The organism is Ostreibacterium oceani, from assembly GCF_009362845.1.
GTDB lineage: Bacteria > Pseudomonadota > Gammaproteobacteria > Cardiobacteriales > Ostreibacteriaceae > Ostreibacterium > Ostreibacterium oceani.
This window is the reverse complement of the sequence record NZ_WHNW01000003.1, coordinates 162,891-179,959: the sequence shown is the minus strand read 5'-3', so window position 1 is coordinate 179,959 and position 17,069 is coordinate 162,891. Positions and strand designations below refer to the sequence as shown.

The 17,069-nt window shown below is 46.6% G+C and carries 14 protein-coding genes; 2 read left to right on the top strand and 12 right to left on the bottom strand.

The features are described from left to right. Positions 1-99: 99 nt before the first annotated feature. The 11 genes from ispG to GCU85_RS04150 all read right to left on the bottom strand — a co-directional run bounded on the left by ispG (position 100) and on the right by GCU85_RS04150 (position 13,786). Entirely contained in the window at positions 100-1,329 is a 1,230-nt protein-coding gene (gene ispG / locus GCU85_RS04200; protein WP_152809677.1) for a flavodoxin-dependent (E)-4-hydroxy-3-methylbut-2-enyl-diphosphate synthase, read from the bottom strand. Continuing rightward, complete coding sequence (locus GCU85_RS04195) at positions 1,329-2,768, bottom strand: TAXI family TRAP transporter solute-binding subunit (RefSeq protein WP_152809675.1); 1,440 nt, start codon at positions 2,766-2,768, stop codon at positions 1,329-1,331. Before GCU85_RS04195 ends, ispG begins: the two co-directional genes overlap by 1 nt. Before the next feature lie 196 nt (positions 2,769-2,964). After that, the gene (locus GCU85_RS04190; protein WP_152809673.1) at positions 2,965-3,813 is read right to left on the bottom strand and encodes a L,D-transpeptidase family protein; all 849 of its coding nucleotides are present in this window, start codon (positions 3,811-3,813) and stop codon (positions 2,965-2,967) included. A gap of 85 nt (positions 3,814-3,898) precedes the next feature. Then, the gene (locus GCU85_RS04185; protein ID WP_152809671.1) at positions 3,899-4,270 is read right to left on the bottom strand and encodes a hypothetical protein; all 372 of its coding nucleotides are present in this window, start codon (positions 4,268-4,270) and stop codon (positions 3,899-3,901) included. Between the two features lie 31 nt (positions 4,271-4,301). Next, positions 4,302-5,813: a D-alanyl-D-alanine carboxypeptidase/D-alanyl-D-alanine endopeptidase gene (gene dacB, locus GCU85_RS04180; protein WP_152809669.1), complete on the bottom strand. Its 1,512-nt coding sequence runs from the start codon at positions 5,811-5,813 to the stop codon at positions 4,302-4,304. Positions 5,814-6,109: 296 nt separating this feature from the next. Then, the gene (locus GCU85_RS04175) at positions 6,110-7,483 is read right to left on the bottom strand and encodes a dipeptidase (RefSeq protein ID WP_152809667.1); all 1,374 of its coding nucleotides are present in this window, start codon (positions 7,481-7,483) and stop codon (positions 6,110-6,112) included. Positions 7,484-7,686: 203 nt separating this feature from the next. Continuing rightward, on the bottom strand, positions 7,687-8,730 hold the full coding sequence (locus tag GCU85_RS04170) for a CvfB family protein (protein WP_218110529.1): 1,044 nt from the start codon (positions 8,728-8,730) through the stop codon (positions 7,687-7,689). 24 nt (positions 8,731-8,754) lie between these two features. Further along, positions 8,755-10,152, bottom strand: coding sequence for an asparagine--tRNA ligase (asnS, locus tag GCU85_RS04165; RefSeq protein ID WP_152809665.1), 1,398 nt, complete (start codon positions 10,150-10,152; stop codon positions 8,755-8,757). 76 nt (positions 10,153-10,228) lie between these two features. Continuing rightward, a complete protein-coding gene (locus GCU85_RS04160; RefSeq protein ID WP_218110528.1) occupies positions 10,229-11,773 on the bottom strand; it encodes a M48 family metalloprotease in 1,545 nt (514 codons plus the stop codon). Then, complete coding sequence (locus tag GCU85_RS04155) at positions 11,667-13,079, bottom strand: MFS transporter (RefSeq protein ID WP_152809661.1); 1,413 nt, start codon at positions 13,077-13,079, stop codon at positions 11,667-11,669. Before GCU85_RS04155 ends, GCU85_RS04160 begins: the two co-directional genes overlap by 107 nt. Continuing rightward, positions 13,076-13,786, bottom strand: coding sequence for an alpha/beta hydrolase (locus GCU85_RS04150; protein WP_152809659.1), 711 nt, complete (start codon positions 13,784-13,786; stop codon positions 13,076-13,078). Before GCU85_RS04150 ends, GCU85_RS04155 begins: the two co-directional genes overlap by 4 nt. Before the next feature lie 219 nt (positions 13,787-14,005). On the opposite strand from GCU85_RS04150, the gene lptM reads away from it, so the two are divergent. Both lptM and lysA read left to right on the top strand, forming a co-directional pair. Beyond that, entirely contained in the window at positions 14,006-14,806 is an 801-nt protein-coding gene (gene lptM, locus GCU85_RS04145) for an LPS translocon maturation chaperone LptM (RefSeq protein ID WP_152809657.1), read from the top strand. Then, the gene (lysA, locus tag GCU85_RS04140; RefSeq protein ID WP_152809655.1) at positions 14,803-16,197 is read left to right on the top strand and encodes a diaminopimelate decarboxylase; all 1,395 of its coding nucleotides are present in this window, start codon (positions 14,803-14,805) and stop codon (positions 16,195-16,197) included. The genes lptM and lysA overlap by 4 nt, the downstream gene beginning before the upstream one ends. 104 nt (positions 16,198-16,301) lie before the next feature. Here lysA and GCU85_RS04135 read toward each other — a convergent pair whose 3' ends face one another. Further along, complete coding sequence (locus GCU85_RS04135; protein WP_152809652.1) at positions 16,302-17,069, bottom strand: HvfC/BufC N-terminal domain-containing protein; 768 nt, start codon at positions 17,067-17,069, stop codon at positions 16,302-16,304.

The following is a 17,069-nucleotide window of genomic DNA, read 5'->3' as shown; positions in this document are numbered from 1 at the left end:
TTGAAGCTAATAGCGTCAAGCGCGATGCGGCTGATTAGCCTAATTAGGCTGATTAGGCTAATTATACTAATGCTGCTAATCTTGTTGACTCAACCCGATTTATGCTGCGTAATTCGTCGCGATATAATCTTCGACGATTTGCATAAAGTCCTGCGCAATATTGTCGCCTTTTAGCGTGACAGTTTTCTCGCCATCCACATAAACTGGCGCAACGGGTGCCTCATCATTACCCGGCAAACTAATCCCAACATTGGCTGCTTTTGACTCCCCTGGGCCATTAACCACACAGCCCATCACAGCCACCTGCATTTGTGCACAGCCAGGGTGCGTTTTTTGCCATTCTGGCATTTTTTCGCGTAAAAAGGTTTGGATGTCTTTTGCTAAGTGCTGAAAAAAGTCACTAGACGTTCGTCCACACCCAGGACACGCGGTCACTTGCGGGACAAAATGACGCAGCCCCATCGTTTGTAAAATTTCCTGCGCCACGATGACTTCCTTTGTGCGAGACTCGCCAGGCTCAGGTGTGAGTGATATACGAATCGTGTCACCAATACCCTGCTGCAACAAAACTGCAAGCGCCGCGGTAGAGGCAACAATCCCTTTACTCCCCATGCCTGCCTCGGTCAGGCCCAAATGCAGTGGATAACGACAACGTTGGTGCAATAGCTGATACACGTTAATCAGGTCTTGTACTTGCGACATCTTGACTGAGAGGAGGATTTTATTCGATGGTAACCCCACTTTTTCTGCCAAAGCGGCACTTTCTAATACCGAAGCAATGAGAACCTGATAAATAATTTCGTTGGTCGGTAGCGGATTTTTGCGTTGACTATTTTCATCCATAAATCGTGCCAGTATGGCTTGGTCAATACTGCCCCAATTCGCCCCAATACGTACGGCTTTATCATAACGAATAGCCTGCTCAATAATGTCAGTAAAATGTACATCGCGTTTGCTGCCTCGACCGACATTCCCTGGATTAATACGATATTTTGCTAAGGCGGCAGCACACTCTGGCACCGCATTTAATAGCTTGTGTCCGTTATAGTGAAAATCACCAATAAGCGGAACAACAATCCCCATTTTGTCCAACTGCTCACTAATTTTGGGAACCGCCCTAGCAGCGGCCTCATTATTGACGGTGATGCGCACAACCTCTGAACCTGCGCGGTGCAGCTCTGCAATTTGAATGGCTGTTTTGAGGGCATGTGCGGTATCTGTGTTGGTCATCGATTGTACCACCACAGGCGCACCACCACCAACGGTGACACCGCCCACCTTGACTGAATATTTTTCCCTGAATTCAGGAATAACAGGATACTGTTGCATTAAAACCGTTTATCAATTTCATCGTAGTAACGTTTAGCCCCATCGTGCAAAGGAATGCCCACCCCCTCTAAAGACGATTCTATGGTCACAGATTGGCCTGTTGCGCTTTGCTGCAATAAGCGCTTTGACTCATCATGCCATAATGCCTTAGTCAGCTCATAAACCAGTGCTTCTTCCATCGTATCGGTAGTTAACCACAATGCATAGACCGAGATCGTATTAACGGCCTCAACCCCATTATAAGCACCAGCAGGAATTTGATAAGGTGAAAAATAATGCCCCGCTCTCATGATGGTTTTTTGCGCACTATCGGCGATTGAAAGCAACTGATAATCCGTGGCATTTTCATTAAACAGCGCGGTAATCGATGGTGCAGGCACGCCAACCGAAAAAAACATCGCATCTAACTGCCCTGCGGTTAGTTTTTCTATGGCTTGCAAGTTATTTAGATATTCGGTTTGCATATCGTCTTCGGTGATGTTGTGCGCATCCAGCACTAACCGCGCGCCGAGCAAGGTTCCTGAGCGCCTGTCACCAACAGAAACCCGTTTATCAATTAACTCTTCAATGGCGTTAATTTGCGCGTCTCGCCTAACAAGAATGTGGATTGCCTCAGGATAAAGACTAGCAATCGCGCGAAGGTTACCTTGCTTTTCTCGATTTTCAAAAAGCCCAGTTCCTGTATAAGCCCAGTAGGCAATATCCGATTGAACGAAGCCTGTATCAATTTCCCCTGCTTTGAGTTTATTCAGGTTATCTATCGAGCCAGAGGTCGCAACATTTAAAGCCTGAAGCCCTGTGACACCACAAGTCCCACCTTGACCACAAACCAGCGAACCTTTTGGGTGAGAAATCACCCCGCCTATGGCTTGGCCCAACACAAAATAATTACCACCTAATGTGCCACTACCCATACGGAGCAAATACGGAGAAATGGTTGTTTTTTCTGTCTGCGCCCCAGACTGCTGAGACTGCTGAGACCGCTCGGATTGTTCAGATTTCACAGCCGACGAGGCTGGTTCAGCCGCCTCAGTTTTGTTTGATGCGCTTTCCGTTAACGCGTTTTCCGTTGACGCGCTTTCCGTTGGTGCGCTTTCCGATGTGCTGGCTGGTTGCGATGTATTCGAATCCGCTGTGTTTATTGCGCTAGTTTTCACGGCTAGCGTTTCCGCTTGCCCGAGGGATTGCCCCTGTTGCTGCCCCTGTTGTTGCCCCTGTTGTTGCCCCTGTTGTTGCCCCTGCGGCTGCGCCTGAGGCTGCTGACTAGCAATATTTAGTGTTTCAATCGACGCATTTCTATGCGTATCTGCCGTCGCCGACTGGCGAGCAGACATTTGCGTATTTGCAATTAACGGTGAGATTAAAAGAAAGCAGACAAAGAGTAACAACCCCGCAAGCGTGGTTTTTGCCGTTTTTTTAGTTATTTTTATAGTGGCCATGGGTACTATTCACAAGTTATCAGTTGACGATGACGATATTTGTTAGCATTATAGAGCGATTTCCGCTGTTTTTTGAAACCACTGCATTAAACTTTAGCGATTAATCCCGCTGTTATCATCCGCTGTTTATCATGCCATCAATTCGTCAATCGTTGCTCATTCAACTTGTAGCGTGCTTGTGCGCCATTATTCTTGATTATTCTTGACCTGCGACGGTAGGCAAACCAATCACATATTCACCATTAATCACGCTGACTGATGGCGGCTTATATGTCTGATTAAATTCATCATAACCTGCCTTTAGCTGCAGCCAAAATGGGTACCATTGATTGTCTTGGTGGGCTTTTAAATTTGCTAACGACAATCGAAATGGAAACGCATGGACTGGCACTTCTGATTGCCCGTTTTTCAATGCCGATTTAACCAAAAAATAAATCTCTTCAATTTGCGCATTACCCATCGCAAAACAACCACGCGAATCACACGCGCCGTGAATCATTAATAACGACCCTGTGCGCCCATGAAAACGGTCATACGCATTGGGAAAACCCATATCCATCGACAAATGATAATTACTAAACGGGTTTAAATTCGATGCCGTGATGCCGTAAAAACCTTCGGGTGAAATTTTATCCCCTGTGCGAATTTTCGGACCCAGCCCACCAGAATAATAGCATATTGGGTACGTCCTAAATAATACAAATTCTTTTTGCTGCTTCGGTCGCATCCAAAGCTCAAGCTGTGACTCTTGCTTAAACACCCTGACAAACACCTCATCTCCAACGGACAGCCCCAATATAGGCAATTCACGTTGGATTTTTTGTCGGCTATCTTGGCTGATACGGTTCGAGGCCTGGGCAACATTTGACAGGCTAACCCCTACTATGGCAAATACCAGGCTGAATACCAAACCGAATCGTAAACCGAATCGCAGCACGCCATGACGCCAGCGTTTCACTGGTATCGCAACACGTTTTGAGCAGATCTGCTCGCAGCCCTTCATAACATTCATCACATCCACATTCACATTCAAATTCAGATTCATCCCCCTCTCCCAATCAATGCATTACACAAAAAAAACACATAAAATCAGTATTTTAAAAGCTCACACAGCCATTCACACGCGTTGCTTACCCTGTCGAATCAAGCCCAAATTGCGTCCAATCAATATAAGGAAAAGCACTATAAAACAACACAAACAACCCAGCCACAAGACACAAAAATCCTAGCCAAAACGCCATAATAGCGAGTTTCTTATGCCGACTGGCGGGCAACATCCACTGGGCGGCAATTGGCGGTAAACACCAAAACGGCAACGCAAAATACCATGGGTACCCGATCAGCAAAAACAGAACACTGCTAAATCCCAATAGGACCAACCAGAATACGCTAAATTTTAGGTTAAATGAAAATGCACTCACAAACAGGATACCATAACCGACAAAAAACAGCAGTGTCCCCAAACTGATAACGATAACTAACAAAACCGCAATAAAATCCATCAGTATGCTCCGTCACTCATTGTTCGTAAAGTCATTGTTCGTAAAGCCATTGCATCATACCATCCATGAGCGGCCGCGACTGTGGCGATGAAGCACCTGAAAAAAGCATTACATAAGCGTATTGCCTGCCCGTTTTGGCCGTTAAGTAACCAACTACCGCTCTCGCATCACGCAATGTGCCGCTTTTACCAATCGCATTGTTGGCAATTGGTGTGTTTTTTAAGCGCCGACGTAGCGTACCATCGACACCCACAATCGACAGCGATTCAAAAAAAACCGGCGCGACATTGGTCTGCGCAATACCGACCAAAAACTCACCCATTTGTCGCGCTGAAATACGCGAATCACGGGACAGCCCTGATCCATTATCCATATACAACCCTGCGGTATCAATCCCCATACGCTGCAACTGATTTTTAACCACCGCACGCGCCTTCTCTAGCGTGCCTGGCGGCTGTGTCAGCTCTGCGCCTAAGGTCAAAAATAATTGACGTGTCATAATGTTGTTGCTTAGCTTGTTCATCGGTTGTATTTGTTCGCGCAATGGGCGAGAAAGCCCTTGGTGTAAACGCGTAAAATCGGCGCCAACTTGTCCATAATACCAATCACCCGACAGCTGACCACCCGTTAGCTCCCACGCCTGTTTAAACAGACCAAAATATTGATCTCCAGCATCGGTTAACACCAATCGTAATTGCTCACGTTGGCAATGACGAGACAATGTGCCACTCACAGACACCAAATCCTGTGCGCGATCAACCGTTACAATCGGCGCAAACCCTTCTCGGCCTTTACACGCTGCGTGTGAATTAAACTGCATTGCATTATCTAACTGCGTATAATGCAAGGGCGGATCGGTACTTAACGCAATGGCACCGTCTTGATTTTCCACGATTAAATCGACGGCACGGAAATTAATAGCCAGCGCATTGGGAATTGCATTATAGAGCGCGGTGCCGTGACCATCAAATGCATCGGGGTCTTCCACGCGGTTTTCAAAATAACTGTTATCGAGAATAACATCGCCTTCGATCACATCAATGGGCACATTTCGCAATGCGACCACCATGTCCATCAATCGTTCTTCGACCATATAAGGGTTGCCATACCCTTTGATGTAGAGGTTGCCTCGCAAGACCTTATCAACCACCTTACCGTCCGTATAGAACTCGGTTTTCCATCGATAATCCTCACCCAACAAAAGCAATCCAACCCCTGTTGTGACCGCTTTTTCGGCAGAAGCAGGGTTACGGGCAATAGTCGATTGAAAATCCACAATTGGTACGCCAGTGTCAGTCGGCGCCACCCATAAACTCATGGCATCGCGCTTGACGGAGGATTTTTTAATCAGCGCATCAACCGCTGCAGGTAATTTTGTAATGGTTTGTGCGCTGCCCTGCGTGTTGCCCTGCGTGCTGGACAGACTTTCTTCTAAATCAGCATGTTGCGCCGACAATTGACCAATACTTAAGGCATAGACGAACATGGCCACCAAGATAATGTTGCCTTGTTCTGCAAACGAACTGTTTTTATTTCTTATCATTATCAAGTTAGTTAATTAGTCGCGCCGTGTCGATGCCGCCGTGCAAATCCCATCATGCATGGGCAATCAATTAATTCGCGGTTACCATTAGTTTGGCGCTTAATTTGGCGCTTAATTGGACGCTGCTTCGCTCTCGCTACCCGCTCAAATTCACTGACGCATTCTACCACCATATCAACGCGGTAATTTTATCAAAAACATTAATTTGCCCTTTTATTAGCGATTTTAACGATTCTGCGCCAGCAACAGAAAAGTAACAGGACAGGCAAGGAAAGCGGCAAGCAAGCAATAAACCATTATTTGTGCTCAGCAAGCACTGCAAATTGTTGATGAAAGTGTGCAATTGTCTCAATCCCTTTTAAAAAATTCTCGATGCCAAAATGTTCGTTCGGGCTATGAATCGCATCACTATCTAAGCCAAACCCCATTAACACGGTTTTTAGCCCGAGAATTTCTTCAAACAACGCAATAATTGGAATACTGCCGCCGCCACGCGTTGGCACGGGACTTTTCCCGAAGGTTTGCTCAATCGCTAAGGTCGCGGCACGGTAAGCCGGCATATCAGTCGGCGTCACCACAGGCTCGCCACCATGGTGGGGACGAACGTCAATTCGAATACCAGGCGGCGCAATGGCACGAAAATGGGCGGTAAACAATGCCGCAATGTTCTCAGAAGACTGGTTCGGCACTAGCCGCATACTCAGTTTTGCATGCGCCTTTGACGGCAATACCGTTTTGGCGCCTTCGCCTGTATAGCCGCCCCAGATGCCATTCACATCTAACGTTGGGCGAATTCCTGTGCGTTCAATGGTGGAATAACCCGATTCTCCAGCCACGGCATCAACCCCAAGCGCTGATTGATAAGCCGCCAAATCAAACGGTCTTTTGGCCATGGCGGTACGTTCGTCTTGGCTTAGCTCAACGACCTCATCATAAAACCCTGGTATATTGATGCGCCCTGATTCATCGTGTAGCGACGCAATCATAGCACACAACGCATTAATTGGATTAGCAACCGCGCCACCATAAACCCCACTATGTAAATCGCGGTTAGGCCCTGTTGCAGTCACCTCTAAATAAGCCAATCCACGCAGCCCTGTCTCTATGCTCGGTGTATCCAGCCCAACCATACTTGTGTCTGAGACCAAAATGACATCCGCGGCTAAACGGGATTGGTGCTGTAGCAAAAATGACCTGAGATTCGCTGACCCGACTTCTTCTTCGCCTTCAATCATAAATTTGATATTGACTGGCAATGCTTGCTGCTCGGCTAATAGCTCAAACGCTTTGATATGCATGTAAAATTGCCCCTTGTCATCCGCTGCACCACGCGCATAAATATTGCCTGACTTTATGACTGGCTCAAACGGCGGGCTATCCCATAATTCCAGTGGATCTGGTGGCTGCACATCGTAATGCCCATAGACCAATACCGTTGGATACTGGCTGCCTATGTGCTTTTCCGCATAAACCACTGGGTGACCATCGGTTTCAATGACTTCTGCCGAATCAACACCCGCACTAAGCAAGCTTTTTTGGACCCATTCTGCACATTTTCTCATTGCGGGTTGGTACGCGGGATCAGCGCTAACAGACGGTATTCGTAGCAAGTCCATCAATTCTTCTAGATAGCGATTTTTATTATTTTCAATCAGATGGTTAATATTCATAACAAGAAATTTCCAAGGTTAATTGGGCGGAAAATAAACAAAGCGCCAAAACAAAGCATCAACCAGTAAGCCAGTATATTTTGAAGCCAGTATGTTTTGGTTATGCTAGCACGCCCATGACTATCTCGCAAGCACCTGAATCACCGCTAAACACCCTGAATTATCCGCTGGCGACACCTAATCCAATGTGTTATGTTGCCGCGCTATTGCGCTGGGTTGTTTTTTGGGTTGTTTTTAGGGGTTTTTTTAGTCGTATCAACCCGCGTAATTTCCGCTGGTCCTATCAAAATTTGGCGCATCTTGTATAGCTTGCCTAGCGTTTGCTTAAACTGTTTTTTACTGACACCAAATTGCTGGTAAATCAACTCGGGCGCGCTGCGGTCGGACAGTGCCAAGCGACCATGATTTGAATCAAGCGCTTGCAGAATAGCTTGCATCAAATCATCCACGGGTGGCGTCACGATTTGTACGTCTATTTTACCGTCTGGGCGGCATCTTTTCACCTTTGCTGGCAATCGTTGACCGACAGTCACCGTGGCAAAAATCTCATTGTGATAAATCATGCCCAACAACTGATTATCGATAATGACTTGATAGCCTAGTTCCGTTTTTCGACCAATCATAATATCGACTGGCTGTTCGGGATGGTATGGGTAATACGGGATTTTGCGAACATATTTTTGCCACTTTGACGTCGCAGCAACCCGCCGTGTAATGTCATCCAAATACACATACACAACGTACGATTCCCCAACACGCATGGGCACAGACTGGGCGGCTTTTGGCACAAATAAATCCTTAGGCAATCCCCAGTCCAAAAACGCGCCATCACGCATTTTATCAACACAGGTTAAAAAAGCAAAATCACCCACCATGGCTTTGGGTGTCTCGGTGGTTGCGATAATTCGATCTTCAGAGTCAAAATGAATAAATACGGCAACGGCATCGCCCAACGCCAAATCCACGGGCATATAACGTTTGGGCAACAAAATTTCACCCCATTCATAACCGTCCAAATACACCCCAAAATCAACCATTTTAACCGCGGTCAGCGTGTTAACTTCGCCAATGCGTAACACGGCTGAGGATGCTAAATCGCTAGCTAACATCGCCTCAGAATTCATGTCAATACTTGCCTCGCTGTTAGGCCAGATATATTTCGGCTCGTTGCGTTTCGGCTCGTTGCGTTTCGGCTCGTTGCGTTTCGGCTCGTTGCGTTTCGGTTTTCTGTTTTTTGCGTCAGTCATATCAGTTTATATCACGATTACGCATTAATACGGCGCGTGTCCTGGCGTACGCGGAAAGGCAATCACATCACGCACATTGCTGACACCTGTGACATAGCTCACCAAACGTTCCAAACCCAAGCCAAACCCGCTATGCGGTGTACTGCCATAACGCCGCAAATCTAAATACCAACCATAATCATCTGGATTTAGCCCACTTTCCAGCATACGCTTGGTCAGCACATCCAAGCGTTCTTCACGCTGTGAACCGCCGATAATCTCACCAATGCCTGGCGCCAGCACATCCATCGCGGCAACCGTCTTTTCATCGTCATTAAGCCGCATATAAAAGCTCTTAATGTCTTTGGGGTAATCCGTCACAACAGCCGGCCTTTTAAAGTGGGATTCGACCAAAAATCGTTCGTGCTCAGACTGTAAATCAATCCCCCATTTGACAGGGTATTCAAACGCCTGCCCTGATTGTTCTAAAATGGTGATGGCTTGGCTATACGTGAGTCGCTCAAACCCTTGGCTGGCTAAATTGGTCACGCGCGCCAGCACGCCTTTTTCAACGAATTGATCAAAAAACGCAAGGTCTTCACTGTGATGCGTCAATAATGATTGACAAATGCCTTTGAGCAGGGTCTCTGCACAATCAGCACAGCCCGACAAGTCGGTAAACGCCATTTCAGGCTCAACCATCCAAAATTCAGCCAGGTGGCGACTGGTATTTGAGTTTTCCGCACGAAAGGTGGGACCAAATGTATAAACATGACGCATTGACTGCGCGAATGCTTCGACATTTAACTGCCCCGATACCGCCAAAAACGTTTCTTTGCCAAAAAAATCCTGTGTAAAATCTACCTCACCTGAGGTATTCAATGGTGGCTTTAGTGCATCCAGTGTAGACACCCGAAATAAATCACCCGCTCCTTCACAGTCAGAGCCAGTAATAATTGGCGTATGAATCCAGTAGAACCCCGCGTTACTCATATGTTGATGAATCGCCATCGATACCGCGTGTCGAATCCGCGTCACGGCAGCAAATACATTGGTTCGTGGACGTAGGTGAGCGACTGAGCGCAAAAACTCCATGCTATGGCGTTTCGGTTGGATAGGATAGTGTTGCGGGTCTTCGACCTCACCGATAATATCAACATGACAAGCCTGCACCTCGACTTGCTGGCCTTTACCTTGTGAGGCCACTAACTCACCGGTCACACAAACCGCACAACCACTGACTTGATCAATGACTTGTTCGTAATTGGCTAGCGTATCAGGCACCACCGCTTGAATCCCTGATAAATCACTCCCATCAAACAGACTCAAAAAAGAAACCCCAGCGTTGGTCGTTCTAATCGTTCGCACCCAACCAGAAAGGGTCACGGTTGTTCCAATTTTTTCTTTGGATTGTTTTAGCCATTTAAAATTATCTGCAGTCATTATCTATACTCGTTGTTGTCGTTCTCTCGTTCATCAAATATCGCTTGGACACACCGTATAATGCGGTATATTTCGTTTAGCGCTCACTTTGCTCAATTTGTTGCTTTAGCGTTTTCGCTTTGGCTTCAAGCGCGGCTCTGTCTTGCCAGTCTAGCGTGGTTTGCTGTAGTGCAATATTAACCTGAATCAGCGCCTGCTCAAAATTGCCAACGGTTTCGTAATAACGAATAACCACTTTTTTCTGCATCCCGACCTGATTCAATCGACCTAACACTTCGCCGTAAAGCCAATAAAGCTGTGCATTTAATGGATTCGCATCAATCAATTGACTCAGTATCTCAGCGGCGCGTTGGTGCTGTCCGCGCTCGTTCAAAAAATGGGCAAAGTCATAACCAACCACACTGTCACCAATAAATTTCCCCCACAGCCTTTCATAAAGCCGCATGGCCGCATTGGTTTCATTCTGTAACAAATGCAGTTTCGCCATCAATAGCTGCACATCTCGATTTTTTTGCATTCGTGACGACATTTTTTCAATCGTGCGTTGGGCTTGGTTAATTTGCCCTTGCTTGACTGCCTGCAATGCTGATAAATAATGCCCAGCGCTACGAACTTGCGGGCTAGCACTAGCAAGTGCCTGTGTCACGGTGCTATCAATGGTTTCTTGCGCCAAATAGTCTGCTTGTAATCGGGCGCGAAATAGATAGTATTCGTCGCTACTGCTAAGCTGCTGATTTTTTTGACGCAAGTCATCAATGTCAGCTTGACGATCAACTGGCATGGGGTGTGTTAGCAAAAAAGCCGGCGTATTGGCCGCATATTCAGGGGTAAATAATTTGGCAAAGAATAACTGCATCCCTAACGGATTAAATCCCGATTTTTCAATTAGATCGCGTCCCACACGGTCGGCCTCTTTTTCATGCTGACGAATGATATTTAACTGCTGCTGGGTTTCGTTAGCAATAACAGCAGACACACCGCTTGCCCCTAAATCGCTGCTATCGCTTGTCGTCGCCAGCAAAATACTGGCAGCCGCTGCTGCCGCGTTTGCCCATTGTCGGTCTTTGGCAGCCAATACACTGCGGGCAATGTGGTTTTGTGAGATATGTGCGATTTCATGCGCCAGCACACCCGCTAATTCGTGTTCATTATCCGTAAGCAACACCAACCCCGCATTAACACCCACGTAACCACCTGGCATCGCAAACGCATTGACCGATAAAGACTGCGTCAAATAAAAATGCAGTCCGACTCGGGTCTGCGCCAAACTGCCAATTTTTTGCCCTAAATAATTGAGATAATCAACATCAGCAGGGGCTTGATGAATCATACCACGACGTTGCATTTGATGATAAGCTGTCTGACCGATGCTGATTTCTTCGTGCTTAGACCACAGCGTCTCGGACACGTTACCCAAATCTGGAATATTCTGTGCATAGGCAAGCCCCAAGGCACCGCTTAGCCAGACAATGAATAACACCAATCCTTGTTTGACTTTGCTGCCTTGTTTGATTTTAATGTGTTGCTTGATTGACATGCGTTTCGTTATTTTCGTCACTATCGTCACCATCGTCACCACTATCGTCACTGTCGTCACTATCAGCGCGACTACGATTGTCATTGTCATTGTCATCTCTATCGTCATCATCGGGAGGATTTTGTGCACCACTAAAGTCAAATTCTAATTGCAAATTGTCATGCGCCAAAGAAAAACTTGATACCGTCGCATTCATTACCATTGGTGTGTAATCACTCATATCCTCGACATCAACTTGATTAGCAGAGGTCATCGCACGATACAGACCGAATAAAGCAATTGCCAGACAAACCACCCCCAACACCACAAAATACGCCTGAACACCATACACAGACATCATATAACCGATAGAAATAGGCGCAAACATCTGCGCAATCCCCGATATTTTCAACAATACCGATGTCGCAGGAAGTATCTCTTGTGGCGTCAAGCGGTCATTAACATAGGCAATACAAATCGCATAAAGCGGCAGTATCAACCCACCAAACAGCCCAAAAACAAGCACCAATAATAAAAACGTATCAACCAATACGGCAACCGCTGTCAATAAAGCACCGACAAACCCTAACGTAATGATTACCTTGCGCCGATCGATGCGATCAGAAATATACCCTATCGGAAACTGAAAAAGGATAATCCCAATAAACGCGCTACTAATAAAAATCGAAATTTCTTTGGTCGTCATGCCAATGGATTTTGCATAAATCGCCGACATGGCCAGCAAGCCACCACACACATAATTCGTTAAAAACACCGACACAACCCCCAGCGGCGAACGCCGATAGAGTTGTTTTATGCTCATGCTGTCGGTCTCTTCTATGACTGGACTGGGGCGACTGGTCAACAGCAATGGGACTGCCGCGATCGAGATAACCACCGATGACAAGGCAAATAAGAAGTAGCCATTGGTATCAGCCAAATTCAAAAACGCTTGGCCTGCGACCATACCAAGGTAAAGTACAATCACATAAACCGCCAACACCTTAGCGCGGTTTTCGTTATGCGTTTGATAATTTAGCCAGCTCTCTGCCACAACATATATGCCTGCGAATGAGAACCCTGTCAAAAATCGCATCAAGAACCACGCATGCTCGGTCACCCACATGGCATAAATCAATGCCGCCACCGAAGCAAACGCGACCATTGCCGCAAAAACACGGACATACCCCACCCGCTTAATGTACGTAGGCGTGATATAAGACCCCATATAATAACCGATATAGTAACCTGTCATCACAATGGATAATGCCAAGGTACTAAACCCTTCGTCCCCCCCTCGAATACTGAGCAACGACCCTTGCAACCCATTACCCAACATCATTAAGAACAAGCTGATAAATAGCATCAGCGTGCCACCCAGCAGCCGCTGGGTTGAAAGCAAGATATTCATGCCAATACCTCGTGCAACCACCTAGTAAAATCTGCAATTTCGGGGGCAATGACTTCATGCCCCATAGCATATTCGCGCATGTTTATCTGGGGGTGCGTGTTGCGTAACGTCGTCGCACTGGATTTGGCCAATTGCAAAGCAACCACTTGGTCGTATTGTCCGTGCGCCATCCATATCGGTGTTGCTTGGTTGGCATCTGAGCATTGTGATGCATGCACCGCTGGTGTCAGCAAATAGCCCGAAAAACACACAACACCCGCCAATCGTTTTGCATACCGCAGCCCCGTATAAAGCGACATTGCACCGCCTTGAGAAAACCCACCCAACACAATCTTGTCACAGGGAATACCCGCCTCAATTTGCGCATCAATCAATCGGTTAATTTGTTGTTGCGAGGCACAAATACCCTCGATATCCGCGTCACGCAAGGTGATATCGGTAATATCATACCAAGCTTGCATTATCATCCCCTGATTTATCGTCACGGCACGTTTGGGTGCATTAGGAAACACCATTCGAATCGCGTAGTCTTTGATGGGCAAGTAAGACACAATACCAGTAAAATCATTGGCATCAGCGCCTAGTCCATGCAACCAAATAATCGCAGCACGCGCGGGTGTCGGTGGCTCGATGATCTTTGTCGTATCGAGTGCGGGTGTCGGTGAGTTGTTATCGTGCTGATTTGAGGGCTTGTCAATTATTGTCATTTTGTTATGATGAGCGAAATGGTGGTTTATGTTTCGATTGGCCGTTTAGCCAGCGCTTAGCCAATTCAATGTAGGCTTTTGATTGTTGGTCTTGATTATTAGCCTTGATTTATTGACCTTGATTATTGGCATTATACTACGTTTATCACGCAACGACACCCTTACTAACGTTCATTGCACCCTATTTTCTTATCCTTTCGTATCAGCTAGATAAATTCCATGAATCCATTCGTCACTCAACACGTCAGTCAACACGCCACTCAATGCGCCACTCAACGCCCTAAGCATTGCGCTAACAAGCCCAGTTCTCGTTACTGTACACATTACTTTCCTTACTGTTGGCGCGTCCTTTACCCCGTATTCGTGACTGCCTTAACGCCTGCCTTAACGATTGCCTTAACGCTTACCCTAGCGGGCTGCGGACAAAAAGGTCCATTAACCTACCAAGACACCACGGCAAAACCTGACCAAATTGATGTCTTTGCAAGCATTGACAAGACCAGCGTGGACGACGAACAGCGCATCACACCAACCATTATTCAGCTCAACACACTGACCATTAATGGGACTTATACACAGTTGACACAAACGACCGCCAAAGCGTGGCAAACTTTACTCTCTGACCCTGCGTTAAAAGCCACAGCAGATACTAATCTAACCGGCAATAATTTAACAACCAATAACCCACCAACCAACCGCCTAACGCCTGCGTTTAGCGGTTTACGTTATCTTGTTTTTAGTGACGATATTTTGTCACCTGAATTAAGCGCCATCAATATGCTCGTTGGCCAAGTAGAAAATCACCCTAATTCAGTCGATTCGCTGTCGATTGCGTCAGGTACGTATTTACGATTTAGAAACCTACCCAGCGATTACACGAGTATCCCAGACACACTCAGCGTTGCGCGCCAATATTTCGCAGACAACCCAGCGCTTATTCGCATTGGCAAAACGGATTTCATGATAGAAACTGCCGAACAAATCGACCTTTATATTCAAGTGGAGAAAACCCTAAGATGACACAACCCACGACCACCTTACCCAAGCATTCGTTACTACTTGCGCTGGCTAAGCAATACGGCACACCAGCCTATGTCTATGACAAAAACTGCATACTCAACAACCTAACAGCCTACCAAGCGGCATTTAAGCATCGTCGCCACCAAATTTGTTATGCTGTCAAAGCCAATTCCAACTTGCATATCTTAAAACTACTCGCAGCAGCAGGCGCTGGGTTTGACATTGTTTCTATCGGTGAACTTCAGCGCGTCATCATGGCAGGCGGCGACCCAAAAAAAACCATTTTTTCAGGCGTGGGAAAACAGCTAGAAGAAATCATTATGGCGCTAGATATTGGCATAGAAGCCTTTGACATCGAATCATTGCCTGAGCTCGACACCATTATCCAAGCCGCCGAAGCAACCGAAACCATTGCACCGATTTCTATTCGCTTTAACCCCAACGTCGATGCCAAAACCCACCCGTATATCTCTACTGGGCTCAAAGAAAGTAAGTTTGGTTTAACCGAATCACAAGCAACCCTCGCCTATCAACGCGCCAAAGACAGCCCATGGATTAATATCGTTGGTATTAATATGCATATCGGATCACAAATCACTGATATTGATGCCTTCGCCAATGCACTAAGCGAACAAGCGGCATTCGTCAAACACCTAACGCACACACTAGACATTAAGCTCCAGCACATCAATATCGGTGGTGGCATTGGTGTTTGTTACCAAGACGAACAACCCATCGCCCTAGATGCGTTTGCCCAGCTCGTCTCATCGACCTACCCAGACCCTAACATAACCCTTATTATGGAGCCAGGTCGGTCTATCGTCGCCAATGCAGGGGTGTTATTAACCGAAGTCCTTTACGTCAAATCTCATCAAGATCAACATTTCACCATTGTCGATGCGGGGATGAATGACTATATTCGAACGGCACTGTACCAAGCCTACAACCAGATTAGCAACCTTGGCGCACTCAGTGATTGCACAATTGACGATTACACAGCCGACGATTACACAGCCGACAGCCAGCAAACGATACCACCAGATACTGCGACACAGCAGCCCATAGAACAGCAACCTATGGAACAAGCCATTGTCGGTCCAGTCTGCGAATCAGGTGATTTTTTTGCCAAAAAACGGCGCCTCAAAAGCCAAGCAGGCGATATTTTAGCTATCCATGACGTTGGGGCTTATGGTTTTGTTATGGCGTCAAATTACAACACGCGAATGCGTCCTGCAGAAATCCTTATCGACGGTGATGAGGCGACGCTTATCCGCCGCCGCGAGACCTTTGAAGCCGTCATCGCACCTGAATTAATCGGTGATCTGGCACTAGAATCAGAATATGATGACGCAACGCATGATGGCCTATACCATGAAACTTATCATGACTAAGCCGTGGCAACCCTCTTGGTTGCTAAGTAGCTGTTAAGTAAAATGATTGTCAAAGTTTAACACTAGCAAATTCTTAGCAAACTACTGGTCGGCGACTAGCGCGGTCAAAACTTAATATTGACCAATAACATTTCATCAATCCAACGCCTAACAACCTCAGCGGCGCGGGGGGCAACATCGTCTTCATCGTGCCACGTTGTCAGCCCATCACACAGCTCGGCAAAGGATTTGCCTTGTCTCGCGTGGATAAACATCCAATCCTCATCTGCTGGCATAGAATACCAATGTGGGTTTAAGGCTTTGCGCCACATCACCCACGGCATTGGATTCTCAAGCGGCGTTGGCATGTGGTCTTGTTCATCCGCTTGGATAGCTTGCCAAATCTGTGGCACATTATAATCATACACCAAGCGCACCATCGCCGGCACAAACTCAAATGTTGCATTTGGCCACGCTTCAGCGGGTATATTAACCAATTGTTCTAGGGTAAAAATTGGCGTATCAGGTGCATCAAAAACCGTCCCCTTAGCCCATTCAAAATCCGCAATTTGCGATAAATAAGGATGCGATGAATAAGGCGCTTCATCATTTAAAAATTTAGCCAAGTGCTGTCCAAAATAGCGCACGGTAAACGCCGTAGACGGATAGGTTTTAACGTATTTTTGCGCCATTTCAAAAAAGGCTTCATCACCGAGGATTTGGTGAATGGTGGGAAAATCACCGAACAAAATATCAATCAACCGCAACGCATACGCATCCCGATAAATATTCATGCGTTCCTTGGCGTCACCCTTTTCATCCGACACAATGAGTTCGGTAATTTCATTGTCTTCGCCCTTGAGATAGGCTTCAAATGCTTGGTAAAAACTCAT